This window comes from Brevundimonas sp. UBA7507 (assembly GCF_002478355.1).
In the GTDB taxonomy this organism is placed as follows: Bacteria; Pseudomonadota; Alphaproteobacteria; order Caulobacterales; family Caulobacteraceae; genus Brevundimonas; species Brevundimonas diminuta_D.
Genome location: NZ_DLNP01000008.1, coordinates 78,372 through 100,611, shown reverse-complemented (window position 1 = coordinate 100,611; position 22,240 = coordinate 78,372). Strand labels below are relative to the sequence as shown.

The 22,240-nt window shown below is 69.4% G+C and carries 22 protein-coding genes and 2 pseudogenes; 4 read left to right on the top strand and 20 right to left on the bottom strand.

Going from position 1 to position 22,240, the window contains the following annotated elements; translation table 11 throughout:
• Window positions 1–35: 35 nt before the first annotated feature.
• On the bottom strand, window positions 36–1,691 hold the full coding sequence (locus tag B3D50_RS05180; RefSeq protein ID WP_286950007.1) for an electron transfer flavoprotein-ubiquinone oxidoreductase: 1,656 nt from the start codon (window positions 1,689–1,691) through the stop codon (window positions 36–38).
• A gap of 191 nt (window positions 1,692–1,882) precedes the next feature.
• Here B3D50_RS05180 and B3D50_RS05175 point away from each other — a divergent pair, with 191 nt between their 5' ends.
• Together B3D50_RS05175 and B3D50_RS05170 are read left to right on the top strand one after the other, a co-directional pair.
• Window positions 1,883–2,692 (top strand): uracil-DNA glycosylase, encoded by an 810-nt coding sequence (locus B3D50_RS05175; protein ID WP_286949879.1) that lies wholly within the window; start codon window positions 1,883–1,885, stop codon window positions 2,690–2,692.
• A gap of 95 nt (window positions 2,693–2,787) precedes the next feature.
• A complete protein-coding gene (locus tag B3D50_RS05170; protein WP_286949878.1) occupies window positions 2,788–4,509 on the top strand; it encodes a lytic transglycosylase domain-containing protein in 1,722 nt (573 codons plus the stop codon).
• Between the two features lie 200 nt (window positions 4,510–4,709).
• Here B3D50_RS05170 and B3D50_RS05165 read toward each other — a convergent pair whose 3' ends face one another.
• The 6 genes and pseudogenes from B3D50_RS05165 to B3D50_RS15760 all read right to left on the bottom strand — a co-directional run.
• Complete coding sequence (locus B3D50_RS05165) at window positions 4,710–5,366, bottom strand: glutathione S-transferase (RefSeq protein ID WP_286949875.1); 657 nt, start codon at window positions 5,364–5,366, stop codon at window positions 4,710–4,712.
• 27 nt (window positions 5,367–5,393) lie between these two features.
• Window positions 5,394–5,714, bottom strand: a complete 321-nt coding sequence (locus B3D50_RS05160) for a DMT family transporter (protein ID WP_003165889.1) — start codon at window positions 5,712–5,714, stop codon at window positions 5,394–5,396.
• A 219-nt stretch (window positions 5,715–5,933) separates the two neighbouring features.
• Window positions 5,934–8,321, bottom strand: a complete 2,388-nt coding sequence (locus B3D50_RS05155; protein ID WP_414632909.1) for a TonB-dependent receptor — start codon at window positions 8,319–8,321, stop codon at window positions 5,934–5,936.
• 117 nt (window positions 8,322–8,438) lie between these two features.
• Window positions 8,439–8,663, bottom strand: coding sequence for a hypothetical protein (locus tag B3D50_RS05150; protein ID WP_223850897.1), 225 nt, complete (start codon window positions 8,661–8,663; stop codon window positions 8,439–8,441).
• A 46-nt stretch (window positions 8,664–8,709) separates the two neighbouring features.
• On the bottom strand, window positions 8,710–9,186 hold the full coding sequence (locus tag B3D50_RS05145; RefSeq protein ID WP_252865482.1) for a hypothetical protein: 477 nt from the start codon (window positions 9,184–9,186) through the stop codon (window positions 8,710–8,712).
• A 386-nt stretch (window positions 9,187–9,572) separates the two neighbouring features.
• Window positions 9,573–9,749: pseudogene (locus B3D50_RS15760) on the bottom strand (helix-turn-helix domain-containing protein); the annotation flags it as partial.
• Window positions 9,750–9,928: 179 nt separating this feature from the next.
• Here B3D50_RS15760 and B3D50_RS05140 point away from each other — a divergent pair.
• On the top strand, window positions 9,929–10,720 hold the full coding sequence (locus B3D50_RS05140) for a prepilin peptidase (RefSeq protein ID WP_286949870.1): 792 nt from the start codon (window positions 9,929–9,931) through the stop codon (window positions 10,718–10,720).
• On the opposite strand, the gene B3D50_RS05135 is transcribed toward B3D50_RS05140, so the two are convergent.
• Window positions 10,717–11,592, bottom strand: a complete 876-nt coding sequence (locus B3D50_RS05135; protein WP_286949868.1) for a hypothetical protein — start codon at window positions 11,590–11,592, stop codon at window positions 10,717–10,719. The genes B3D50_RS05140 and B3D50_RS05135 overlap by 4 nt on opposite strands.
• Window positions 11,593–11,912: 320 nt before the next feature.
• Between B3D50_RS05135 and B3D50_RS05130 the strand changes: the two genes are divergently transcribed.
• Window positions 11,913–12,473 (top strand): OmpA family protein, encoded by a 561-nt coding sequence (locus B3D50_RS05130; RefSeq protein ID WP_375854742.1) that lies wholly within the window; start codon window positions 11,913–11,915, stop codon window positions 12,471–12,473.
• A gap of 103 nt (window positions 12,474–12,576) precedes the next feature.
• On the opposite strand, the gene B3D50_RS05125 is transcribed toward B3D50_RS05130, so the two are convergent.
• The 12 genes and pseudogenes from B3D50_RS05125 to B3D50_RS05070 form a co-directional block, all read right to left on the bottom strand.
• The gene (locus tag B3D50_RS05125) at window positions 12,577–13,062 is read right to left on the bottom strand and encodes a DUF411 domain-containing protein (protein ID WP_286949866.1); all 486 of its coding nucleotides are present in this window, start codon (window positions 13,060–13,062) and stop codon (window positions 12,577–12,579) included.
• Between the two features lie 2 nt (window positions 13,063–13,064).
• On the bottom strand, window positions 13,065–13,262 hold the full coding sequence (locus B3D50_RS05120; RefSeq protein WP_128720605.1) for a heavy-metal-associated domain-containing protein: 198 nt from the start codon (window positions 13,260–13,262) through the stop codon (window positions 13,065–13,067).
• A 60-nt stretch (window positions 13,263–13,322) separates the two neighbouring features.
• Window positions 13,323–13,742 (bottom strand): Cu(I)-responsive transcriptional regulator, encoded by a 420-nt coding sequence (gene cueR, locus B3D50_RS05115; RefSeq protein ID WP_003165897.1) that lies wholly within the window; start codon window positions 13,740–13,742, stop codon window positions 13,323–13,325.
• Window positions 13,742–16,237 carry a heavy metal translocating P-type ATPase gene (locus B3D50_RS05110; protein ID WP_286949862.1) on the bottom strand — a complete coding sequence of 832 codons (2,496 nt, stop codon included), beginning with the start codon at window positions 16,235–16,237 and terminating at the stop codon, window positions 13,742–13,744. Before B3D50_RS05110 ends, cueR begins: the two co-directional genes overlap by 1 nt.
• Window positions 16,238–16,310: 73 nt before the next feature.
• The gene (locus tag B3D50_RS05105; RefSeq protein ID WP_286949860.1) at window positions 16,311–16,688 is read right to left on the bottom strand and encodes a DUF1636 domain-containing protein; all 378 of its coding nucleotides are present in this window, start codon (window positions 16,686–16,688) and stop codon (window positions 16,311–16,313) included.
• Window positions 16,688–17,305 carry a cob(I)yrinic acid a,c-diamide adenosyltransferase gene (gene cobO / locus B3D50_RS05100; protein WP_286949858.1) on the bottom strand — a complete coding sequence of 206 codons (618 nt, stop codon included), beginning with the start codon at window positions 17,303–17,305 and terminating at the stop codon, window positions 16,688–16,690. The genes B3D50_RS05105 and cobO overlap by 1 nt, the downstream gene beginning before the upstream one ends.
• Window positions 17,302–17,820, bottom strand: coding sequence for a tyrosine phosphatase family protein (locus B3D50_RS05095; RefSeq protein WP_286949856.1), 519 nt, complete (start codon window positions 17,818–17,820; stop codon window positions 17,302–17,304). Before B3D50_RS05095 ends, cobO begins: the two co-directional genes overlap by 4 nt.
• Window positions 17,817–18,584 (bottom strand): adenosylcobinamide-GDP ribazoletransferase, encoded by a 768-nt coding sequence (gene cobS, locus B3D50_RS05090; RefSeq protein ID WP_286949855.1) that lies wholly within the window; start codon window positions 18,582–18,584, stop codon window positions 17,817–17,819. Before cobS ends, B3D50_RS05095 begins: the two co-directional genes overlap by 4 nt.
• Window positions 18,581–19,624, bottom strand: coding sequence for a nicotinate-nucleotide--dimethylbenzimidazole phosphoribosyltransferase (cobT, locus tag B3D50_RS05085; RefSeq protein WP_286949853.1), 1,044 nt, complete (start codon window positions 19,622–19,624; stop codon window positions 18,581–18,583). The genes cobS and cobT overlap by 4 nt, the downstream gene beginning before the upstream one ends.
• Window positions 19,621–21,093, bottom strand: coding sequence for a cobyric acid synthase (locus tag B3D50_RS05080; protein WP_286949852.1), 1,473 nt, complete (start codon window positions 21,091–21,093; stop codon window positions 19,621–19,623). The genes cobT and B3D50_RS05080 overlap by 4 nt, the downstream gene beginning before the upstream one ends.
• A complete protein-coding gene (gene cbiB, locus B3D50_RS05075) occupies window positions 21,081–22,028 on the bottom strand; it encodes an adenosylcobinamide-phosphate synthase CbiB (RefSeq protein ID WP_286949850.1) in 948 nt (315 codons plus the stop codon). The genes B3D50_RS05080 and cbiB overlap by 13 nt, the downstream gene beginning before the upstream one ends.
• Window positions 22,018–22,240 (bottom strand): annotated as a pseudogene (locus tag B3D50_RS05070) (ABC transporter ATP-binding protein); the annotation flags it as partial. The gene cbiB and the pseudogene B3D50_RS05070, both read right to left, overlap by 11 nt.

Here is a 22,240-nt window from a genome sequence, read left to right as displayed (position 1 = left end):
GCAAATCCCTCTCCCGCCGGGAGAGGGTTGGCGGCTTACATGTTCGGATAGTTCGGACCGCCGCCGCCTTCGGGCGTGGTCCAGACGATGTTCTGCGACGGGTCCTTGATGTCGCAGGTTTTGCAGTGGACGCAGTTCTGGGCGTTGATGACGAAGCGCGGATCGGCGCGGTTCGCCTCGTCCGCATAGACGACTTCATACACGCCCGCCGGGCAATACAGCCGCGCAGGCTCGCCGTACTTCGGCAGGTTGACGTTGATCGGCACGGACGGGTCCAGCAGCTTCAAGTGCGCGGGCTGGTCCTCAGCGTGGTTGGTGTTGGAGATGAAGACGCTCGACAGCTTGTCGAACGACAGCTTCCCGTCCGGCTTGGGATAGGCGATCGGCTTGTGTTGCGAGGCGGGCTCGGTCGAGGCTGCGTCCGTCTTGCCGTGGCGCATGGTGCCGAAGAAGGAGAAGCCGCCCGTCAGATGGTTGACCCACAGGTCGAACATGCCAACCGCCCCGCCCATCATCGTGCCCAGCTTGGACAGCAGGGGCTTGGCGTTGCGGACGACCTTCAGCTCCTTATAGACCCACGAGCGCAGGTATGCCGCCTGATAGGCGCTCAGCACGTCGCCCTCGCGGCCTTCCATGACGGCGTCATAGGCGGCGTCGGCGGCCAGCATGCCGGTCTTCATGGCGTTGTGGCTGCCCTTGATGCGCGGCACGTTCACGAAGCCCGCCGAACAGCCGATCAGGGCGCCGCCGGGGAAGGCCAGCTTGGGCACCGACTGGAAGCCGCCCTCGGTGATGGCGCGGGCGCCGTAGGAGATGCGCGTGCCGCCCTCCAGATGCTCGGCGATGGCCGGATGGTGCTTGAACTGCTGGAACTCGTCGAACGGCGACAGGAAGGGGTTCTTGTAGTTCAGGTGAACGACGAAGCCGACGGACACATAGCGATCGCCGAAGTGGTACAGGAACGATCCGCCGCCCGTCTTGTCGTCCAGCGGCCAGCCGGTCGTGTGCTGGACCAGGCCGGGCTGGTGCTTCTCGGCCGGGATCTGCCACAACTCCTTCAGGCCGATGCCGAACTTCTGGGGATCAGCGGCGTCGCACAGGTTGTGGCGAGCCATGATGGTCTTAGCCAGCGAGCCGCGCACGCCCTCGGCGATGAAGACGTATTTGCCGTGCAGTTCGAGGCCCGGCTGGAACTCGCCGGTCGGCTTGCCCTCGCGGTCGATGCCGAAGACGCCGGCGACGACGCCCTTCACCCGGCCGGTTTCTTCTTCCCAGACCACATGGCTGGCGGCCATGCCGGGATAAACTTCGACGCCCAAGCCTTCCGCCTGTTCGGCCAGCCAGCGCGCGACATTGCCCAGCGAGGCGATGTAGCAGCCGTCATTGTGCATGAAGGGCGGCAGAGCGAACATCGGCAAGGAGGCCTGCCCCTGCGGCCCCAGGACCAGGAATTTGTCCTTGGTCACCGGCGTCTCGAGCGGGGCGCCGCGTTCCTTCCAGTCGGGGAAGAGCTCGTTCAGCGCCTTGGGGTCGATGACCGCGCCCGACAGGACGTGGCCGCCGATCTCGGCCGACTTCTCCAGCACGGCGACGGAGATCTCCTTGCCGTCCTTCTCCGCCCGCTGCTTCAGGCGGATGGCGGCGGACAGGCCGGCGGGGCCGCCGCCGACGATGACGACGTCATATTCCATGACCTCGCGCTCGACGCCCGCCAGGGCCTCCAGCGGCGGCAGGTTGTCGATGACGGCTTCCTGCCATGCGTTCTTGGCGCCGCCTTCGATCATTTCCTCGGCCATGTCCCCTGAATCCTCGTTGTCGTCGTGGTTATCCGCCTTATCGGGAGGTGACGCGGGGGCGGTCAAGGCCTATTGCCTATAGTCAGATGAACGCCCCTTCCCTCGACATGGCTGCCGCAGAGGCTCTGTTCGCCTTCTGGCGCGACGCAGGCGTGGACGCCTGTTTCGAGGACGCGCCGGTCGACCGCACCGTCTTCGTCGCCCCCGTCGCGGCCAAGGGTCCGGCCACGATCACGCCCCTGCGCGTCCCCGGCGCCCCGCCGTCCGTCGATGAGGCGGCCGTGGAGGCGCGTCGCCTCGCGGCGACGGCGACCACCCTGGACGAACTGGCCGAGGCCATCGCCGCCTTCGAAGGCTGCCCCCTGCGCGCCATGGGCGCCCGGCAATCCGTCTTCGCGCGCGGCAATCCGCAAGGGTCGTTGATGATCGTCGGCGAAGGCCCCGGCGCCGAGGAAGACTTGCGCGGCCAGCCCTTCGTCGGCCAAGCCGGGCAACTGCTGGACCGCATCCTGACGGCGGCGGGCTTGCTGGACGACGCCTTCATCACCAACACCGTCTTCTGGAAGACGCCCGGCAACCGCACCCCGACGCCGCAGGAACAGGCGGTCTGCGCCCCCTTCCTTGAACGCGCCCTGGCCCTGTTGAAGCCCAAGGCCGTGCTGCTGGTCGGCGCGGCGGCGGCCAAGGCCGTGCTGAAGACTGACGACGGCATCATGCGGACGCGCGGCCAGTGGCGCGAATGGCGACTGTCCGAAGACGGAATCGCCGCCCCCGTCATGGCCACCCTCCACCCCGCCTTCCTGCTGCGACAGCCGCAGGCCAAGGGTTTGGTTTGGAAAGACATTCTAGATTTGTCCGCTCGCCTGCGCGGCGAAGTGGTTGAGCCGGGCGCCTGATTCAGGCATCCTGAACTCTTGGAGACCAGTCCGCAGAGCGTCGCAGAATCCCGAATCGAGACGGGGCCGACGCCGACGAAGGGGGCCGCCGCGTCATGTATTCTTTCCGCCGGACGCGTCGTGCGTCTCTGTTCGCCTTTGCGCTCAGCGCCCTTGCTGCGACCGCAGTCCAGGCTGAAGAAGTCGATGCCTCCCGCCCCTATGCCGCCGCTGGCGCAGATTCCGGTGCAGATTTTGGCGCAGACGCCTCGCCGTCGCCCACGGCGCTGAGCAGCGAGGACCGGCTCAGCTACACCACCGCCTTCGACGCCCTGCGGCGCGGCGACCTGGAGCTGGCCCGCGCCTCGGCGCGTCAGGCCAAGGACCGCGTCCTGCTGGGTCAGGTCGAGTTCGAGCGCCTGTTCCACCCCAGCCACGTCGCTACCTATGACGAACTGGCGGCCTGGCTCGAGACCTATTCCGATCTGCCGATGGCCGAGCGGGTCTATACCCTGGCGATGCGCCGCCTGCCCGACGGCGCGGCCGAGCCCAAGCGCCCCGGCGGGCTGCTGACCCGCACCTGGGCCAGCCTGACCAGCTCCGGCTCTGGCGATGGCGGCGTCAACGACCCGGCCAAGGCCGCGCGCGTGGCCCTGAACAACGACGACCTGCCCGGCGCCTACACAATGGGCCGGCAGATCGGCGACTGGTGGACGGCGGGTCTGGCCGCCTGGCGCATGGAGCAGCACGCCGACGCCTTCCAGGCCTTCGAGCACGTCGCCCAGGATCCGACCGAGGATCCGTGGGTCCGCTCGGGCGGCGCCTTCTGGGCGGCGCGGGCGGCGGGCCAGTCGGGCCGACAAGACCGCGTGAACGAATACCTGCGCCAGGCCGCGCGCTGGCCGGCCACCTTCTACGGCCAGATCGCCCTGCGTCAGCTGGGCGAGGAGCCGGTGATCGAGAACCAGGGGCCGCGTCCCTATGAGGCGACGCTGCAACGCGCCTCATTCACGCCCGAGCCGATCGGCGTGGATGCGCGCGCGCTCAACGCCTTCATCCGCTCGGACGAGGACGCCCGCCGCACCGTCGCCCTGTACGAGGTCGGCCGCCGCAACGACGCCGAACTGGCCGCTCGCAACGGCCTGCGCGCCGCCAGCGGCGACAGCGCCGCGCGCCAGATGTGGGCTGGCCTCTACCGCCTGGTCGCGCCCGGCCGCGCCGCCCAGTCCGAGGCCAGCCGCATCGACGCCGTCCGCTATCCGATGCCGGACCTGCAGCCCATGGGCGGCTTCACCATCGAGAAGGCCCTCGTCTACGCCATCGCGCGCAAGGAGACGGACTTCAACGCCAACGCCCGTTCCGGCGCCGGCGCCTATGGGCTGATGCAGGTCATGCCGACCACGGCCGCCCACATGACCGGCGACCAGGGCTATGTCCGCACGCCCCAGCGCCTGCTGGACCCGGCGGTGAACATGAAGCTGGGCCAGGACTATGTGAACCGCCTGTTCCAGATCGAGTCCTTCCAAGGCGACCTGCTGAAGGCGGTGGCCTCCTACAACGCCGGGCCGGGGCCGATGCTGGCGGCGATCCGCAAGCTGGGCGCCGACGCCGATCCCCTGCTGCTGATCGAGACCATCGACGTGCCTCAGGCGCGCGAATACGTCGAGAAAGTCGTCGCGGCCTACTGGATCTATCAGCGCATGATGGGCGGGCCGGTGAAGACGCTGGACGCCGTGGCTTCGGGCGCGCGCGCCGTGCCGATCCGCCTGGATTACGTCGCGCCGCCTCCCGCCCCCTTGCAGGTGGCCGAGGCCGTGCTGGGCGGCGGATCGCGTTGAGGCGCGGTTAGGGCTGAAGCCTCAGACCATCAGGGTCAGAAGCGACGTCCACACCAGGGCCATGACCACCGCCGCCAGGGCGTAGCCTCTGGCCGTGCGGCCCCAGTCGGTGTTCCTGCTGATCGTACGCATGGCTCCGCCCCTCCGAGAACAAGCTGGACTATAGGGACGCTCTCTTAAACCCGCGTTCTCAGGATCGGTTAATCAACGTTAGATGACAGCGCCGCCGCCTCCCACTCGCGGAAGTGCGGCTGGGCCAGAAGGGCGGCGACATAGGCCGCGGCCGTCCCGTCGTCGCCGTGGGCCGACAGGTCGATCTGATAGTGGCGCACCCGCGCCGCCACCGGGGTGAAGAAGGCGTCGGCGATCGACCAGTCGCCGAACAGCCACGGCCCGCCCGCGCCGAAGCGTTCACGCATCTGCGTCCACAGCACGACCAGACGCGCCAGGTCGCGGTCCAGGCCCGGATCGGACGGCGCCGGGCTGCGCGCATCCCCGGCCATCGGATGATCCGGCCCCATGCCGCACAGGTCGCGCAGGGCGTGGAAGCCGGAGTGCATCTCGGCCGTCGCCGAACGGGCCAGGGCGCGCGCGATCGGATCGACCGGCCATAGATGCGCCTCGGGATAGCGTTCGGCCGCCCATTCGCTGATGGACAGGGTGTCCCAGATCGTCTCGCCCTCGACCTTCAGCAGCGGCACGAAGCCCGAGGGCGACAGGCGCCGCAGTTCAGCCTTTTCAGCCTCGGAGCGATACCAGACCTCGCGCGTGTCGAAGACGGCGCCCGCGCGCCTCAACACCAGCCACGGCCGCAGGGACCAGGTGGAGAAGAGGCGCGGTCCGACGATCAGTTCCATGGCGAAGCTCCGAGGCTGTCGCCGTGATTAATGGCTGGAGGCGAGCTTCAGCACAACCAGGCCGCTGACGATCAGCACGGCGCCGATGACGCGCATCGGCGTGACGGGCTCGCCCAGCACGGCGATGCCGACCACGAAGGCCCCGACGGCGCCGATGCCGGTCCAGATCACATAGGCGGTGCCCAGCGGCAGGGTCTTCATCGAGATCGACAACAGGCCGAAGCTGACGATCATGAAGCCGATGGTGCCGATCGTCGGCCAGGGCTTGGTGAAGCCCTCGGAGGCCTTCATCAGGAAGGCCCAGACGATCTCGAACAGACCGGCGAGAAGAAGGAAGATCCAGGCCATGACGTACTCCCTTGCATGGCGTGCCGGGTCGTCCCAGCGTCATGCCCAAGATGGGAGAGGTCGTCCTCTGATCCCGCCTATCTGGGACACGCGGGTCTCAAGTCAAGGCTTGCCGCCCTCGGGGGCTTTCGCAGACGCAATATGCCGTCAGGTGGAGGCCATTTTGCATCAGTGGAAGGGGGGAGCGGGCGGTCTCCCGCCTGCTCCCCTCGCCCACCATCAGCGCATGATCCGCAGGGTCACGCCCACCGTGCGCGGCGCCCCCAGGAAGGAGCCCAGCGTGCCCGTCTGGAACGGCGCGCCGAAGGCCACCTGACGATAGTCCTGATCGAACAGGTTGCGGCCCCACAACTCCACGCTCCAGGCGTCGTCGCCAGAATCGTTTTTGGCCAGGGCGACGCGGCCGTCGACCAGCCAGAAGCCGGGCTGGCTCTTGGCCGGGTCCAGGTCCGAGCCGGTGTTGTATTCCGACGAATATTTGGCCGCCAGGGTGACGCGGCCCGTCAGCCCCGCCGCCACCGGCCGTTCATAGGTTCCGGCCAGAGACCCGCTCCACAACGGCGCGAAATTCATCCGCCTGCCCGCCAGCAGCGGCAAGCCCGGCACGGCGTCGTCGCCGTATTCCGTCTGGGCGTAGGTCAGGCCGCCCTGCAGCGACAGCCCCTCGAACGGCAGGAACATGAAGTCCGCCTCGACGCCCTTGGCCCGCACCTCGGGGATGGAGCGGACCAGGAAGGTCGTGCCCAGGAAGGTGTTCAGCTGGAAGTCGTCATAGGTCTGGCGGAAGGCGGCGGCCGAGACCAGCAGGCGCCGATCCAGCATCACGCTCTTCACCCCCGCCTCGAAGGCGTCGGCGCTTTCCGCCGGGAAGGCGCGCGAGGCGTCGGGGACCAGATTGGTCTGCCCGCGATCCAGGTTGAAACCGCCGTTCTTGCGGCCCCGTGACCAGGAGGCGTAGAGGCGCGTTCCTTCGGTCGCCTTGAACTCGGCGCGGGCCATGCCGGTCCAGGCCTCGTCCTTGACCGTCTCGGACTGGCTCAGGCCGTTGAAGGCCGGATTCGACCACGGCAGACAGAGCATGACGTTGCTGACGCCGTTGGCCAGCGCCGCCGCGCAGGCGCGGCCGCCGTCGGTGTTGTGATAGGCGGCCGTCATCTCCTTCGTCTCATGGGTGCGGCGCAGCCCCCCGGTCAGGGTCAGGCGGTCGGTCACGGCGTAGGAGACCTGGCCGAACAGGGCGGCGCTGCGGGCCGTCTGCCAATAGCGGTCCAGCTGGCCCTCGCCCTCGACGAAGCTCGCGCCGACGGGAAGCCCCGTGATGCCGGACACGAAGGCCGGGTCGCCCAGCGGGTTCGACGCCGAGCGCGACAGCAGGCGGCTGACGTAGCCTTCGTAGTCGGCGCCGTAGAACAGGCTGTCGCGACGGGTCAGCTTCTCATCGGCGAAGAAGGCGCCGGCCGACCAGTCCAGCTTTCCGTTCTGGCCCGACAGGCGGAACTCCTGCGTCAGGATGCGGAAGCGGTTCGACCAGCTGCCGTCGTCCGGGCGATAGGCCAGATCGGCCGAGGTGAAATCCCAGTCCTGGCTGATGACGCCGCGCCAGTCGCGCACCGCCGAGGTGCTCTCCAACGTCGCCCAGCCCAGGTCGGCGCTCAGGTGCAGGGCCAGGCCCTTGTCGCGGATGCGGGTGTTGGTGTCGCGGTTGGAATAGGCTGTGCGATCCCACGGCTTCGGCGTCGCCGCCACGCCGCCGTCGGGCGCAAAGGTCGCCAGCAGAGGCGCGGTGGCGCCCGTGACCAGTTGCACGCCGACGCAGCAACGCTCGTCCCGCTCGGTCCAGTCGGCGGTCAGGCGGGCGGTCAGGTTCGGCGTGGCGCGCCACAGCAACTGACCGCGCACGGTGTCGTAATTCTCGGTCTGATCGTCGGTCGAGGTGCGCGGCCCCTCCCCGGTCTTCACGTCATAGAGGCCGTCGCGACGACGCGCGGCGACATACAGCCGCCCGGCCAGAACCTCGTCCACGATCGGGCCGGTCAGGGAGACGGAGCCGCCGTGCGTTCCATAGTCGCCGAAGGTCGCCTCGCCCGCCATGCGCGTATCGAACGACGGCGCTGCGGTGACGACGTTGATGACGCCCGCCGAGGTGTTCTTGCCGAACAGGGTCGCCTGCGGCCCCTTCAGCACCTCAATGCGCTCGACCTCGCCCAGATCGCCCAGGGCGGCGCCGTTGCGGGGACGATAGACGCCGTCGATCATGACGCCGACCGAGCTTTCGACGCCCGGATTGTCGCCCACTGTGCCGACGCCGCGGATGCGGGCGGTGGTGAAAGTCTGGTTCGAGGTCGAGGCCACGATCAGGCCCGGCGCCAGGATCTGCAGATCCTTGATGTCGCGCACGCCGACGCCGTCCAGCAGAGGCTGGCTCGCCACCGTCAGCGACAGGGGCGTGGCCGCCAAGGGCGCCTCGCGCCGTTCAGCCGTCACCACGATCTCGGACACCTGGGTCGGTCCTTCGTCAATGGCCGCCTCGGCCATGACGGGCGCGGCGAAAGCGAGCACGGACAAGGAGGCGGACGCGAGGGACGCGGCGCGAACAGCAGAAATCATGGGAGGAAAAACCGCTTTGCGGAGCGACGGCGCAAGGCTTCGTCGCGGACTGTCAGCGGATGTAACAGCCCCGTCGGCGGGGCGGAACCCCGGCCGACGATCATCAAACGATGACTTTCAGGCCCGCCCGGCCAGCGGTCCCGAAGCGCGCGGAGCGAAGCTGTGCTCCACCCGGCTGCGGTGGAAATCAACGTCATTGCGGACCGCGCCGCCGACCCGGCAGAGCTGCTCCAGGCCCCGGCCGCCGCCGCTCTGATGCGACGTGATCAGATCCAGAAGACGCTCGGCTTCGGCCAGGGTCTCCGGCCGCTGCTCCAGAAGCCAGACCTCAAGCGCGCCCAATTCAACCGTCAGCCCTCCTTCACGAACGGAGGCCTCCAGCCGATTGTCATTCCATTGACGGAGCAGCGCGCGCGCGGCCTCCATCGTCCAGTGTTGAGCCATCTCGCCCCCCCAGGGCGTAGCGCCGGTCGGCCTCGACCTCCCAGACGCCAAAAAATAATGTGAGCACGATCAGGAACCACAGCCCCCAGATCAGCGTGAACAGCGCCCATGCCAGAGGCTCCGACGACAGGAGCGGGGCGCAGTAGGCCAGAACACCCACAAGCTGAAACGCAGACGCCAAAACAATCCACCAGCGACCCGCACGCTCTGCAATCAGCCACAGCGCCACGAAGGCCAGGCTGTCGACGATCATCAGACCGAAGTAGAGCCCGTTCCATGTCAGATCCTCGACGGCATAGGAGGCGGCTACGGTCATCAGCATGACGGCGGCGGCCGCACGGTCGCCAGGACCGCCTCGCCACAACAGCAGGCCCAGCCCCGCGAAACCGAGGAACAGCAAAGCCAACTGAACCAAGTCCATCAACGCCTCCCGCAGGCCGGCCTATCCAGGCGCCTAGCCGCTATTTCCCATCATTCACGCGCTCCTTCGCCTTATTTGAAGCGTCAGCGCAGGCTGTGGATCATCTCCAGGACGGGAAGCACCAAAGAGGCGGCGACCACGGCGATCAGGATCCAGGCGAAAGCCCACCCCAAGATCAGCCACAAGACCGAGCCTCCGATCTTTCGAGGCCTCCGCCAAGCTCTGAGACTCGCATATGACCGAAAGAAGGGTGTCGGCCACGGCGTTTTCCCGTCCCCGACATGTTCCGCGGAACCTGCAAGGACGCCTCTTTCTGACGATACGGCGGGGGGCGACGACAGTGGGATTGATTCCCCTGAGTAATGATCACTCAGGAGCCGCGCCGCCTGAATCCGGTTGGAGACGCCCAGCTTTTCATAGGCTCGGTGCAGGTGGTTCTGAACCGTCCGAGGCGAGAGGTTCAACTGCTGCGCGATCTCCTTGTCGCCCAAACGGCCGGCGGCGAGGCGCAAAACTTCAAGTTCGCGCGGCGTCAGGCTGTCGATGGGCGAAAGGTTTCTCACAACAATGTCACTATCCAGCAGACCCGTCTGACGTCCAGCCCTACGCTATTACTCAGGGGCCGATCCGCCTTCAGTGTCGCCACCGCGCGACACAACTCGCGCGCGAGGCGGCATTTTGATTGCGTCCCTTCGATCCGGCGTCGCATTAGGGGATCATTCAAACGGGGGAACCGACTTCTATGTTGCTGGCGCTTCTGATGGGCGGACTGGGACTGATCGTCGGCAGCTTCCTGGGACTTGTCAGCCTGCGCCTGCCGCGCGGCGAGGACATCGTGGTCAGCCGGTCGCGGTGCGGCGGCTGCGGGCGTCCGCTCAAGCCCTGGCGGATGATCCCGGTGGTCAGTTGGGCGCTGTCACGCGGCAAGTGCGGCGACTGCGGCGCCGTCATTCCCCTGCGCTATCCCTTGATCGAGCTGGCGTCCGGCGCCGTCGGCGTCTGGGCGGCCCTGTGCTTTCCCGATCCGGCCTGGGCCCTGGCCGGGGCCGTGCTGGGCTGGCAGCTTCTGTTGATCGCCGTGATCGACGCCGAGCATTTCTGGCTGCCCGACGCCCTGACCCTGCCCCTGTTCCTCAGCGGCCTGTTCGCCGCTGTGGCCCTGGACCCGGCGAATGTGCAGAGCGGGCTGCAATGGTCGCTGATCGTGCCCCTGAAGACGCCCCTGATCGGGGCGGCCGCCGGTTTCGGCGGACTGTGGCTGCTGGCCTTCCTCTACAAGCGACTGCGCGGACGCGACGGTCTGGGCGGGGGCGACCCCTTCCTGCTGGGCGCGATCGGCGCCTGGGTCGGGTGGATGGGTCTGCCCAGCGTGCTGCTGTGGGCGTCGCTGACCGGCCTCAGCCTTGTGGCGGCCAAGCTTGTGCTGCGTCGCCCCGTCGCCTCCACCGACCGCCTGCCGTTCGGCGTCTTCCTGGCCGTCGGAGCCTGGCTGACCTGGCTCTATGGCCCCTTGGGCCTGGGCTTCGGCGCCTAGAGCGACAGCAGGTCGGACCAGCGCCAGCGCCCGCCGCCCAGCGCCACGCGCGGCGCGCCGGGCTGGTCGCTGAGCGTCAGCAGCACATAGCCGTTGACCGTCTCGGCCTTGCAGGCGCGCGACGAAAAACCGACTGTCACGGCGATGGCCTGACGCACCCCGGCCAGACCCTTGCCCTCCTCGCCGGGACTTTGCAGCCAGTCGCCGTTCCACATCAGGATGGCGCGGCCCGAGGCGCCGGAGGTGCGATAGGCCTGGCCGATGGCGGCGTTGATGCGCGCGTCGTTACGCAGGGCGTCCTGGATGCGCTTGACCATGTCGCATCCCTGGCCTGAGCCGCCCCCCACGCCTGAACCGGACCCGCCGCCGCTGCCGCCGCCGACGCCCGCCCCTGCGCCGCCGCCCCCGCCTGAGCCTTGTCCTGCGGTCAGGGCGCCGCTCAGAGCCCCCTCGCCCAGCAGGACGAAGGAGACGCTGGGCTCCGGCGCGGAGATGGGCAGGGGCTCGACCGGAGCCTGGCGCGGCGTCGGACGGCTGGGCCGCGGGGTCGGCGGCGTCGGCGCGGTGCGGCGCGCCCTCTCTGGCGTCTGGGCGGGAACAGGCGCAGGCGCGGCGGGCGCCGGTTCCGGCTTGGGCGCGGGCGCAGGCTCCGAGCCGCCCGCAGGCGCGTCGCCCGGCGCAGGTTCTGAAGGCGGCGGCGGCGGAGGAGGAGGCGGCTCGACCAGCATCACCTCGACTGCCGGCGGAACCGGAGCCGGCGGCCGTCGTTCAACCGGCGCAGCAATGATCAGCGCCAGGATCAAACCGTGCGCGATCAGGCTGCCCAGGATCGGGCCGACCTTGTTCCGACGGCGACGAGGCCCCGCCTTCACCTAAAGGCGCCCCAAGCCTTGCCGTCATGGGCCTGATAGTTGTCGACGGCCGCAAACACCAAAGCTATCAATAGATTCTCCTCGCCCTTTGATATTCGACAATGACCATCCCAGCACGTCAGGAAAATGGCGACAACAAGCCAGACCATAAATCGGCGCAGAACAGCAAAAACGTCGATTGTTGAAATTTTTTTACAGTCAAGCTGAACCTTTTCACTTCTTCGCGCGTCTTTGCTCCGCCGTTTTGCAACCGACACCGGTGCGGCGCGTAACATCCCCCGGAGTTGGGCCGGGCACGAAGGAGACTGAATTTGATCAAATTGGCATCTAGGACCGCTGTCATCGGCGCCGTCGCCGTTCTCGGCATCGCCGTCAGCGGCTGCGCCAGCCACCGGTTCGTCCGCGACAACGTGCAGGTCGTGAATGAGCGCGTCGACGGCGTCGACGCCCACCTGACCCAGGTCGAAGGCACGGCGGGCGAAGCCCTGGCCCGCGCCAACGCCGCGCACAAACTGGCCCAAGGCAAGTTCCTGTACGAGGTCGTGCTGTCGGATGACTCGGTGAAGTTCCCGGTCAACCACACCGAGCTGTCGCCGGAAGCCGAGCAGCGCCTGACCGAACTGGTCCAGCGCCTGCGCGCCGAAAACGCCAACGTCTATCTGGAGATCCAGGGCCACACCGATTCGACCGGCACCGACCAGATCAACGAGCGTCTGGGCCAGGAGCGCGCTGAAGCGGTGCGTCGTTTCCTGAGCGATCAGGGCATCGCCCTGAACCGTATGGCGACCATCTCCTATGGCGCCGCCAAGCCGGTGGCTCCCAACAACACCCGTGAAGGCCGCGCCCAGAACCGCCGCGTCGCCATCATGGTGCTGGCCTAACGGCCGAAGGCTTTCGTTCCGGCCTCATGCCCCGGCCGGAACGAAAAACGGCGGCGTCCCCGCAGGGGGCGCCGCCGTCGTCGTCTTCGGCTCAGAACCGAGGTCAGGCCGGATCAGCGCCGACGAAGGTCATGAAACGCGCCGGCGCGCCCTCACCGAAGCTCATGACGTCATAGCGTTCGGGCGCATAACCGGGCGCCTCCATGCCGGGCGAGCCGGTCGGCATGCCGCCCACGCCGATGCCCCGCGCCTGACCGGGCTTCTTCAGAAAAGCCTTCACGCCCGCCGCCGGGACATGGCCCTCGATCACCTTGCCGTCGATCACGGCCGTATGGCAGCTCCACAGCGACTGCGGTACGCCCAGCCGCTGCTTGACCGGCGCCAGGTCATCGGTCGCGATCACATTCACCTCGATACCCGAACGCCGGATATGCTCGACCCAACCGCCGCAGCAGCCGCAGGAATCACTCTTGTAGACGGTCATCTCGGCCGCCTCGGCGGGCCGGGCGAAGCCCTCGGCCAGAAATACGCCGCCGCCGACGGCCACGGCCCCGACAGCGATCGCCGCCAGCTTAACAGGCATCTTCATCTTCAGTTCTCCTGGACGGGATAACCGGCCGCCGCCAGGGCGTCGGCCAGGGATTGCGGGGACGCCGTCGTCTCGACCTCGACCCGGCGCGCCGGAATATCGGCCGTGATCCTGGCCGCCGGATCGACGGACAGGACGGCCTTCTCGACCGAGGCGACGCAACCGCCGCAGCGGATTTTCGGGATGTTGAGCGAGATCATGACGATGCTCCTTTTCTGGATACGCGACGGTTCATTGGACCCCTTGCCGTCATAGGAAGGTCAAGCGGTCGCACCGGCCGCGTCCTGCGACGTATCGCCCGCCAGGTCGGACAGGATCGGGCAGTCCGGCCGTTCGTCCCCGGCGCAGCAATTGGCCAGATGACGCAGGGTGTCGGCCATCTCGCGCATCTCGAGAATGCGCGCGTCCAGGTCGACCAGGTGCTTCTGGGCCATCGCCTTGACCTCGCGGCTGGGCCGCGAGTTATCGCGCCATAGCGACAGCAGGCGGCTGATCTCTTCGATCGAGAACCCCAGCCCCCGCGCCCGTCGGATGAAGCGCAGGTCGTTCAGGTCGCGCTCGCTGAAATCACGATAGTTGCCGTCAGTCCGATCCGCCGGGCGGATCAGCCCTTGCGCCTCATAGTAGCGGATCATCTTGGCCGTGACCCCGGTCGCCTGTGCAGCCTTGCCGATGTTCATCACGCGGCTCCCTTCACGCTGTTCGAACCGATATGGGGTTTGAAGGCCCGCAGACGCAGGGCGTTCAGCACCACGCTGACGCTGGACAGGGCCATCGCTCCCGCCGCCAGCATGGGCGACAGCATCAGGCCGAAGACCGGATAGAGCACCCCCGCCGCGACCGGGATCAGCAGCACGTTGTAGCCGAAGGCCCAGGCCAGGTTCTGGCGGATGTTGTTCATCGTCGCTCGGGACAGGCCGATGGCGCTGACCGCGCCGCGCAGGTCGCCGCCCGTCAGGACCACGTCCGCGCTCTCGATCGCCACGTCCGAGCCGCCGCCGACCGCCAGACCCACGTCCGCCGCCGCCAGGGCCGGGGCGTCGTTCACCCCGTCGCCGACGAAGGCGACCCTGCGCCCGCCCGCCTTCAGCGCCTCGATCACCGCCACCTTGCCGTCCGGCATGACCTCGGCGTGGACTTCATCGATGCCCAGACGGCGCGCCACGGCGGCGGCGGTGCGGCGATTGTCGCCGCTGATGACCGCCACCTTCAGCCCCAGTTCGTGCAGGGCGGCGATGGCCTCGGCCGTCGTCGCCTTGACCGGATCGGCCACGGCGATGATGGCGGCCAATCGACCATCCACGGCGGCGTAGAGCGGCGTCTTGCCCTCGTCGCCCAGACGGGCCGCCGCCTCGGCGAACACGGCCACGTCGCAGCCCAACTCGGCCATGTAGCGGTCGGCGCCGACGGCGACGCGCGCGCCCTCGACCAGACCCGTCACCCCCTTGCCGGGGATGGAGGCGAAGTCCTGCGGCCGGGCCAACGTCACGCCGCGCGCCTCGGCGGCGGCGACCAGGGCGCGGGCCACCGGGTGCTCGGAACGGATCTCCAGCGCCGCCACCTGGGCCAGCACCGTCGTCTCATCAAAGCCCTCGGCCGTGACCAGATCGGTCAGCGTCGGCTTGCCTTCGGTCAGGGTGCCGGTCTTGTCGAAGGCGACGACGTCCACACCCTGCAGGGCCTGAAGCGCCTCGCCCTTGCGGAACAGCACGCCCAGTTCCGCCGCGCGGCCCACGCCCACCATGATGGAGGTCGGCGTCGCCAGGCCCATGGCGCACGGGCAGGCGATGATCAGCACGGCCACGGTCGCGACCAGGGCCATGCCCAAGGCCGGGTCCGGCCCAAACAGGAACCATACGGCGAACGTCAGGGCCGCGATGGCCATGACGGCGGGCACGAACCAGCCCGTCACCTTGTCCACCAGCGCCTGGATCGGCAGCTTGGCCCCTTGGGCGGCCTCGACCATCTTGACGATCTGGGCCAGCACGGTCTGCGAGCCGACCTGACGCGCCTCGAAACGGAAGGCGCCCGTGGTGTTCAGCGTGCCGCCCGTGACGTCGGCGCCGGCGGTCTTCTCGACCGGGATCGGCTCGCCCGTCAGCATGGATTCATCGACAAAGGAGGCCCCGTCCGTGACCACGCCATCGACCGGCACCCGCTCGCCAGGACGCACCACGACCACGTCGCCGACCCTGACCGCATCAACGGCCACGTCCTGCTCGACGCCGTCGCGCACCACGCGCGCGGTCTTGGCCTGAAGCGACATCAGGCGTCGGATCGCCTGGCCGGTGCGGCCCTTGGCGCGCGCCTCGATCCAGCGCCCGACCAGGATCAGGGTGACGATCACCGCCGCCGCCTCGAAATAGATGTTGGCCGTGCCCGCAGGAAGCCACTGCGGCGCGAAGGTCGCCACAGTCGAGAAGGCCCAGGCCGCCGTCGCGCCCAACACCACGAGGGAGTTCATGTCCGGCGCCCAGCGCAGCAGGGCGGGCACGCCCTTGCGGTAGAAGATGATCCCCGGCACGAACAGCACGAAGGTCGCCAGCACGAAGCTGATGACCTTCCAGTTGAAGGCGCCGATGGTCTCATTGACCCAGTGGTGCATCCCCGGCACGAAGTGCGAGCCCATCTCCAGCACGAACAGCGGCAGGGTCGCCGCGCCCGCGATCAGCACGGCGCGGGCCAGCTTCTTGATCTCGGCGTCGCGGGCGGCCTGTTCGCGGTCGCTGGCGTCCGGCCCGGCGTCCTCGGGCGCCTCCAGCACATAGCCGGCCTGTTCGACGGCGGCGGCCAGATCCTGGAACGTCGTCGCCCCCGACAGGAAGCGCACCGTCGCCCGCTCGGTCGCCAGATTGACGCTGGCCGACAGCACGCCCGGCACGGCGGCCAGCGCCTTTTCGACCCGGCCGACACAGGAGGCGCAGGTCATCTCCCGCACGGGATAGACGACCTCTTCCTCCATCGGCTCATAGCCGGCGCTCTTGATGGCGGCCGCGACGGCGGCGGCTGAACCGTCGGGCGACAGGGACACCTGCGCCCGCTCGGCGGCCAGATTGACCTGGGCCTCCGTCACGCCCGGCACGGCGCGGATGGCCTTTTCGACGCGCCCCACGCAGCTGGCGCAGGTCATGCCCAGGACGGGCAGATCCAGTGTTCTCAAGCCTTCGGCGGCCATGACGTCGTCCTCGTAAACCTTTGACGACGACACCTGTAAACCTTCCCATCAAGGGAAGGTCAAGCGTGCTAAATCAGGCGTCCTGGGGCAGGCGGGCGATGAAATGCCCTTTTATCCCCTCGGGCCAGTCGCGATAGGGCACGGCGCCGTCCGGGCTGGCGGCGTAGCGGCGCGCGAAGTCGACGATGGCCTCGGCCGCCTCGGCCGTCGGGGCGAAGGTTCCGGCCAGGTAGCCGGGCTTGCCGCCCTGGGCCAGATAGACCGTGCAATGGCTGCGGCAGGCCCACAGGCAGGCCTGCTCCTCGACACGCAGCTCGGGCGCGCGTTCAGCCGCCGCCGCCACGGCCTGAAGCAGCAACCGCCCGCCCGAGACGCCGTCCGCATCCACGGGCTCGTCCGGCGACAGACGGCAGGTGGTGCAGACGACCAGTCGCGCCGTCGCCTCTGTCATCAGAACTCCACCCCGGCCTGGGCCTTCACCCCGCTGCGGAATGGGTGCTTGACCATCTGCATGTCGGTGACGAGATCCGCCGCCGCGATCAGGGCGTCCGGGGCGTTGCGGCCGGTGATGACGACGTGGGTGTCGGCCGGGCGAGCGGCCAGAACCTCCAGCACCTCCTCGACCGGCAGGTAGTCGTAGCGCAGGGCGATGTTCAGTTCGTCGCAGACGACCATCTTCCATTCCGGGTCCATGATGCGGGCCTTGGCGGCCTCCCAGGCGCAACGGACATTGGCGATGTCGGCGGCGCGGTCCTGGGTGTCCCAGGTGAAGCCCTCGCCCATCGGCCGCATCTCGACCAGGTCGGGAAAGCTGTCGAACAGGGTCTGCTCGCCCGTCTCCATCGCCCCCTTGATGAACTGGATGATGGAGGTCTTCATCCCGTGGCCGATCATGCGGCAGACCATGCCCATGGCCGCCGTCGACTTGCCCTTGCCCGTCCCGGTGTGGACGATGACCAGGCCGCGCTCGACCGTCTTGGACTGCATCATCCGGGCGCGGGCGGCCTGGATGCGCTTCATCTTCTCGGCGTGGCGGGCGTTCAGTTCGGCGTCGTGCGGATCGCTCATCGGCGGCCGTCTCCTTCGGCGGTCAGGTCCAGTTCAAAGGGCGCGCCCCAGTCGGTCTCGACGCCCCGGCCGATGGCGTGGGCGGCGCGGATCATGGCGCCGTCGCGATCCAGCAGGCGGTCGGCGTGGGCGACGATCAGAGGGTTGGGCGTAGCGGTCGGCGCGGCGTCTCGCAGACGCGCGGCCCACGCGGCCTCGCGCCCCGGCGTCGTGTGGGCGCAGGCGATAACATAGGCCGCCGCCGTCGAGCGGCTGATCCCCGCCCAGCAATGGATCAACATGGGCCGTGCGCCGGTCCATCCCTGCGCAAACTCTATCAGGGCCTCGACGTGTTCGAGCGACGGCGCGACCAGACCCTCGCGCGGGGCGGCGATGTCGTTAAAGCGCAGGTCCAGCCGATGCTCGGCGTCAAAGGCCGCTTCCGCCTCCGGCGAGGCCAGCGTCACCAGATGCGACGGCCGGTGCTCGGCCAGCAGCCGCTCGACCTGCGGCAGGGGCGAGACGATCAACCTCATGCCGCCAGAACGCCGGCGACGGCCAGCAGGAAGCCGACCTCGAACATCTGTTCGACCGCGCCCAGCACATCGCCGGTGCGTCCGCCGATCAGCCGCTGCGCCTGCCACGCCGGGACTGCGCCGACGACCAGGCCCGCCGCCACGCCGACCACGCCCGCCGCGACCGGCAGCAGGGCCAGCGGCCACAGGGCGACCAGCACGGCCACCGCCAGTCCCGCGATCGAGGCCCGGTCCGGCCTGCCCTCCTTGGCCATTCCGGGGTCGCCGCCATAGGGCATAAGCGCCATCGCCCCGACCGCCGCCGCCCGGCCCAGGCCATGCGAGGCCACCAGCGCCGCCGCCGCCATCCACGGCGAGACGGCGACCAACATCGCCAGCGCCGCAACCCGCAGCGCCAGCGTCAGCCCCAGCGTCAGCGCGCCGTATGAGCCGAGGCGGCTGTCCTTCATGATCTCCAACCGCCGCGCCCGCGTCTGGCCGCCGCCCAGACCGTCGGCGGTGTCAGCCAGCCCGTCCTCGTGGAAGCCGCCGGTCATCGCCACGCCCGCCGCCACGGCCAGCAGGGCCGCGATCCATGGGCTCCACACCTGCGCCGCGCCATACAGGATGGCCGCCGCGATCAGCCCCACCACCTGCCCGACCAGCGGGAACCAGCGCGCGCTCTGCTGGATCCACTCCGGCTGGAAATCGCGCAGCGACGGCGTCGGCAGGCGCGTCAGGAACTGCAGGGCGCAGACGAACAGCCGCCCCTCGCGCCCGATCATCGCGCGGCCTCCAATATGTCCTTCAGCTCGGCCACGTCGGACAGCAGGGCGCAGGCCGCCTTCAACAGCGGCACGGCCAGCAGCGCGCCCGTCCCCTCGCCCAGCCGCATGTCGAGGCCCAGCAGGGGTTGCGCCTCCACCGCCTCCAGCATCCGACGATGCCCCGCCTCGGCCGAAGCGTGGGCGAAGATGCAGTAGTCGCGGGCGTTCGGCGCCAGCCGGATCGCCAGCAGGGCCGCCGCCGAACCGATGAAGCCGTCGACGACGACGGGCACGCCCGCCTTGGACGCGCCGAGCAGGGCCCCGGCCATCATGGCGATCTCGAAGCCGCCGAACTGGGTCAACACCTCCAGCGGAGCCGTCGCGCCCGACCGGACGGCGGCCCTGGCCAGCACGGCCTGCTTGCGCGCCATGCCCTCGGGCGAATGCCCCGCCCCCTGCCCCACGCAGTCGGCCAGCGGCGCAGGCGCCAGCCGGTGCATCAACAGGGCCGCCGAAGCGCTGTTGCCGATGCCCATTTCGCCCAGGGCGATCACATCGGCGCCCTCGTCGATGGCGGCCCGCGCCATGGCCGCGCCTTCCAACAGGGCGGCCTCGGCCTGATCACGTGTCATGGCGGGCTCGACCGAGGCGTCCTTCGTACCCGGCGCGACCTTGGCGTGGATCAGGCCCGCACGGTCCGACAGGTCGGCGGCGACGCCCGCGTCGATCACCTGCACCTCGGCCCCGACGACCCCGGCGAAGGCGTTGGCGCTGGCCCGCCCCGTCAGCAGGGTGTCGACCATGGCCACGGTCACGCCCGACGGATAGGCCGCCACGCCCGAGCGCGTCAGCCCGTGATCCCCGGCGAAGACCAGCAGCACCGGCTGGGTCACGGTCGGACGCAGAGTCTGCTGGATCAGGCCCAGCGTAAGGGCCAGATCCTCGATCCGCCCCAGGGCGCCGACCGGCTTGGCCTTGCCGTCCAGCGCCTGCCGCAGCGGCGCGCGCAGCCCCTGATCCAGCGGCGGAACGGAGAAAAGCTCGGTCAGTTCGGTCATGTCAGTCCTGCGATCCGGGCCAGCGCCGGAATGTCGAAATGGGTTTCCAGAACGGCGGCGATGCGGTCCACCGCCTGATCCACCCGCGCGCCCTGATCCACGCCGTCGGATGCGGCCCCGGCCTCCGCCAACAGGGCCGCCCGCGCCTCGGCCCGGTCGAACAGGCCGTGGACATAGAGGCCCGCGATCCGCCCGTCGCATGAGCGCGCGCCGTGCGCCGTTCCGTCGATCACGGCGACCGGCCGCGCCGTGTCGGGCCCGTCGGTGCGGCCGATGTGAATCTCATAGCCCTGAACCGCCGCCCCCGAGGGCGTCAGCCGTCCCTCAACCCGGCGCAGGGTCTTGGCCCCCGCCAGCACCGTCTCGACGTCCAGCAGGCCCAGCCCCGGCGCCGAACCCGCCACGCCCTCGACGCCGTCAGGATCGCTGATCGTGCGGCCCAACATCTGATAGCCGCCGCACACGCCCAGCACCCGCCCGCCGCGCCGCACATGGGCGGCGATGTCCACGTCCCAGCCCTGCGCCCGCAGAAACGCCAGATCGGCCAACGTCGCCTTGGTCCCCGGCAAGATGATCAGGTCCGCATCGCCCGGCAGGGCCTGCCCCGGCGGCACGAAGCCGAAGTCGACGCCCGGCTCATGCCGCAACGGATCGAAGTCGTCGAAATTGGCGATGCGCGACAGCATGGGCGCGGCGATCCGCACCTTACCCCCGCGCGCGCCGCCCGACCGCTCCAGCACCACGGCGTCCTCAGCGGGAAGCGACCGCGCATCCGCCAGCCAAGGCGCCATGCCCAGATCCGCCCAGCCTGTGCGCCGCGAGATCTCGGCCCGGCCCTGATCGAACAGGGCCGGATCGCCGCGAAACTTGTTGATGATGAAGCCTCGGATCATCGCCCGGTCTTCGTCGTCCAGCACCGCATGGGCGCCGACCAGGGAGGCGATCACATGGCCCCGGTCGATGTCGCCGACCAGCACCACCGGCACGTCCGCCGCGCGGGCGAAGCCCATGTTGGCGATGTCCCCGGCGCGCAGGTTGGTCTCGGCCGGACTGCCCGCGCCCTCGACGATCACGAGGTCGGCCTCGGCCTGAAGACGGCGGAAGCTGTCCAGCACCACGTCCAGCAGGGCGGCCTTGCGGTCCTGATAACCCGCCGCCTGCCACACGCCTTCGACCTGACCGCGCACGACCAGCTGGGCGCCCGTGTCGCTCTGCGGCTTCAGCAGGACAGGGTTCATGTCGACGGTCGCCGGGGTGCGGCAGGCCAAAGCCTGAAGCGCCTGGGCGCGGCCGATCTCGCCGATGCGGCCCTCAGGATCGGGCGCAGTGACGGCGGCGTTGTTGGACATGTTCTGCGGTTTGAACGGCCGCACTGTCAGGCCGCGATTGGCGAAGACGCGGCACAGACCGGCGACCAGCACCGACTTGCCCACGTCCGAGCCGCAGCCCTGGATCATCAGCGCGGCCATGCGAAGCCCCCGCCGATCAGCAGCATCAGCAACAGGGCGCAGGCGACGCCGTAAACCTTCAGCCCGCGTTTCAGATCATGGGCGGACGGCGGCGCCCAGTCGCCGAAGACAGGTCGGTCGGTCATGACGCCGTCATAGCGGACCGGCCCGCCCAGTCGAACCCGCAGCGCGCCCGCCATCGCCGCCTCGGGCCACCCGGCGTTGGGCGAGGCGTGCGCGCCCGCGTCGCGCCACATAATGCGCCAGCCGCCTGCGCCGCTCAGGGCGATCAGGGCGCCCGCGATCCGCGCCGGGATCCAGTTCATCACATCGTCGGTCCGCGCCGCGGCCCAGCCGAAGGCTCGCCAGCGCGGCTCCCTGTGGCCGATCATGCTGTCGGCGGTGTTGACCGCCTTATAGATGAACAGCCCCGGCAGGCCGCCGATCACGAACCAGAAGACCGGCGCGACCACGCCGTCGCAGAAGCTCTCGGCCAGGCTTTCCAGGGCGGCGGTCGCGATCTCGTTCTCGTCCATCGCCTCGACGTCGCGGCCGACGATCATGCCGACCGCCAGACGCGCGGCGGGCAGGTCGCCTGCCTTCAGCGGTCGAGCCACCGCGCGGACGTGGTCGAACAGGCTGCGCGCCGCCAGCCCCGTCGCGCCGCAGACCAGCAGCAGCGCCACCCCCGGCCAGAAGGACGAGGCGGCGGCCAGCGCCTGCACGCCCCACCCCGCGCCGCCTGCGACGGCGATCAGGGTCAGGACCGTGACGACGCCCAGGATGCGGCGCGCCCGCTCCGGCCGTTCCGCCCTGTTCCAGCGCCGCTCCAGCACGGCGATCAGGGCGCCGATCCACGCCACCGGATGCGACAGGCGCCGGGGCCAGCCGACGACGCCCTCGACCAGCAGGGCGCCCGCGACGATCCAGGGCGTGGGCAGGCTGCTAACGGGCACGGCCGACCATCTCCAGCACCGGGCCGCGCGCGCCGTCCAGGGTGCGCGCCTCGACGCCGTACGCCGTCTTGAGCACCTCGGGCGACAGGGCCTCGGCCGGGGCGGCGTCGGCCAGCACGCGTCCCTCAGCCAGGACGATCACCCGATCCGCCACGCGCAGGGCGGCGTCCAGATCATGCAGGGTCAGGACGACGCCCCGCCCCTCTTCATCC

Coding starts and splice junctions, on each gene's coding strand:
- B3D50_RS05155 (WP_414632909.1), bottom strand. CDS start 8,321: ATGATTTCTGCTGTTCGCGCCGCGTCCCTCGCGTCCGCCTCCTTGTCC.
- cueR (WP_003165897.1), bottom strand. CDS start 13,742: ATGAACATCGGCAAGGCTGCACAGGCGACCGGGGTCACGGCCAAGATG.
- B3D50_RS05095 (WP_286949856.1), bottom strand. CDS start 17,820: ATGAGGTTGATCGTCTCGCCCCTGCCGCAGGTCGAGCGGCTGCTGGCC.
- B3D50_RS05165 (WP_286949875.1), bottom strand. CDS start 5,366: ATGGAACTGATCGTCGGACCGCGCCTCTTCTCCACCTGGTCCCTGCGG.
- B3D50_RS05120 (WP_128720605.1), bottom strand. CDS start 13,262: ATGATCTCGCTCAACATCCCGAAAATCCGCTGCGGCGGTTGCGTCGCC.
- B3D50_RS05125 (WP_286949866.1), bottom strand. CDS start 13,062: ATGAAGATGCCTGTTAAGCTGGCGGCGATCGCTGTCGGGGCCGTGGCC.
- cobO (WP_286949858.1), bottom strand. CDS start 17,305: ATGAGCGATCCGCACGACGCCGAACTGAACGCCCGCCACGCCGAGAAG.
- cobS (WP_286949855.1), bottom strand. CDS start 18,584: ATGATCGGGCGCGAGGGGCGGCTGTTCGTCTGCGCCCTGCAGTTCCTG.
- B3D50_RS05140 (WP_286949870.1), top strand. CDS start 9,929: ATGTTGCTGGCGCTTCTGATGGGCGGACTGGGACTGATCGTCGGCAGC.
- B3D50_RS05160 (WP_003165889.1), bottom strand. CDS start 5,714: ATGGCCTGGATCTTCCTTCTTCTCGCCGGTCTGTTCGAGATCGTCTGG.
- B3D50_RS05110 (WP_286949862.1), bottom strand. CDS start 16,237: ATGGCCGCCGAAGGCTTGAGAACACTGGATCTGCCCGTCCTGGGCATG.
- B3D50_RS05170 (WP_286949878.1), top strand. CDS start 2,788: ATGTATTCTTTCCGCCGGACGCGTCGTGCGTCTCTGTTCGCCTTTGCG.
- B3D50_RS05180 (WP_286950007.1), bottom strand. CDS start 1,691: ATGGAATATGACGTCGTCATCGTCGGCGGCGGCCCCGCCGGCCTGTCC.
- B3D50_RS05175 (WP_286949879.1), top strand. CDS start 1,883: ATGAACGCCCCTTCCCTCGACATGGCTGCCGCAGAGGCTCTGTTCGCC.
- B3D50_RS05105 (WP_286949860.1), bottom strand. CDS start 16,688: ATGACAGAGGCGACGGCGCGACTGGTCGTCTGCACCACCTGCCGTCTG.
- B3D50_RS05080 (WP_286949852.1), bottom strand. CDS start 21,093: ATGGCCGCGCTGATGATCCAGGGCTGCGGCTCGGACGTGGGCAAGTCG.
- cobT (WP_286949853.1), bottom strand. CDS start 19,624: ATGACCGAACTGACCGAGCTTTTCTCCGTTCCGCCGCTGGATCAGGGG.
- B3D50_RS05145 (WP_252865482.1), bottom strand. CDS start 9,186: ATGGACTTGGTTCAGTTGGCTTTGCTGTTCCTCGGTTTCGCGGGGCTG.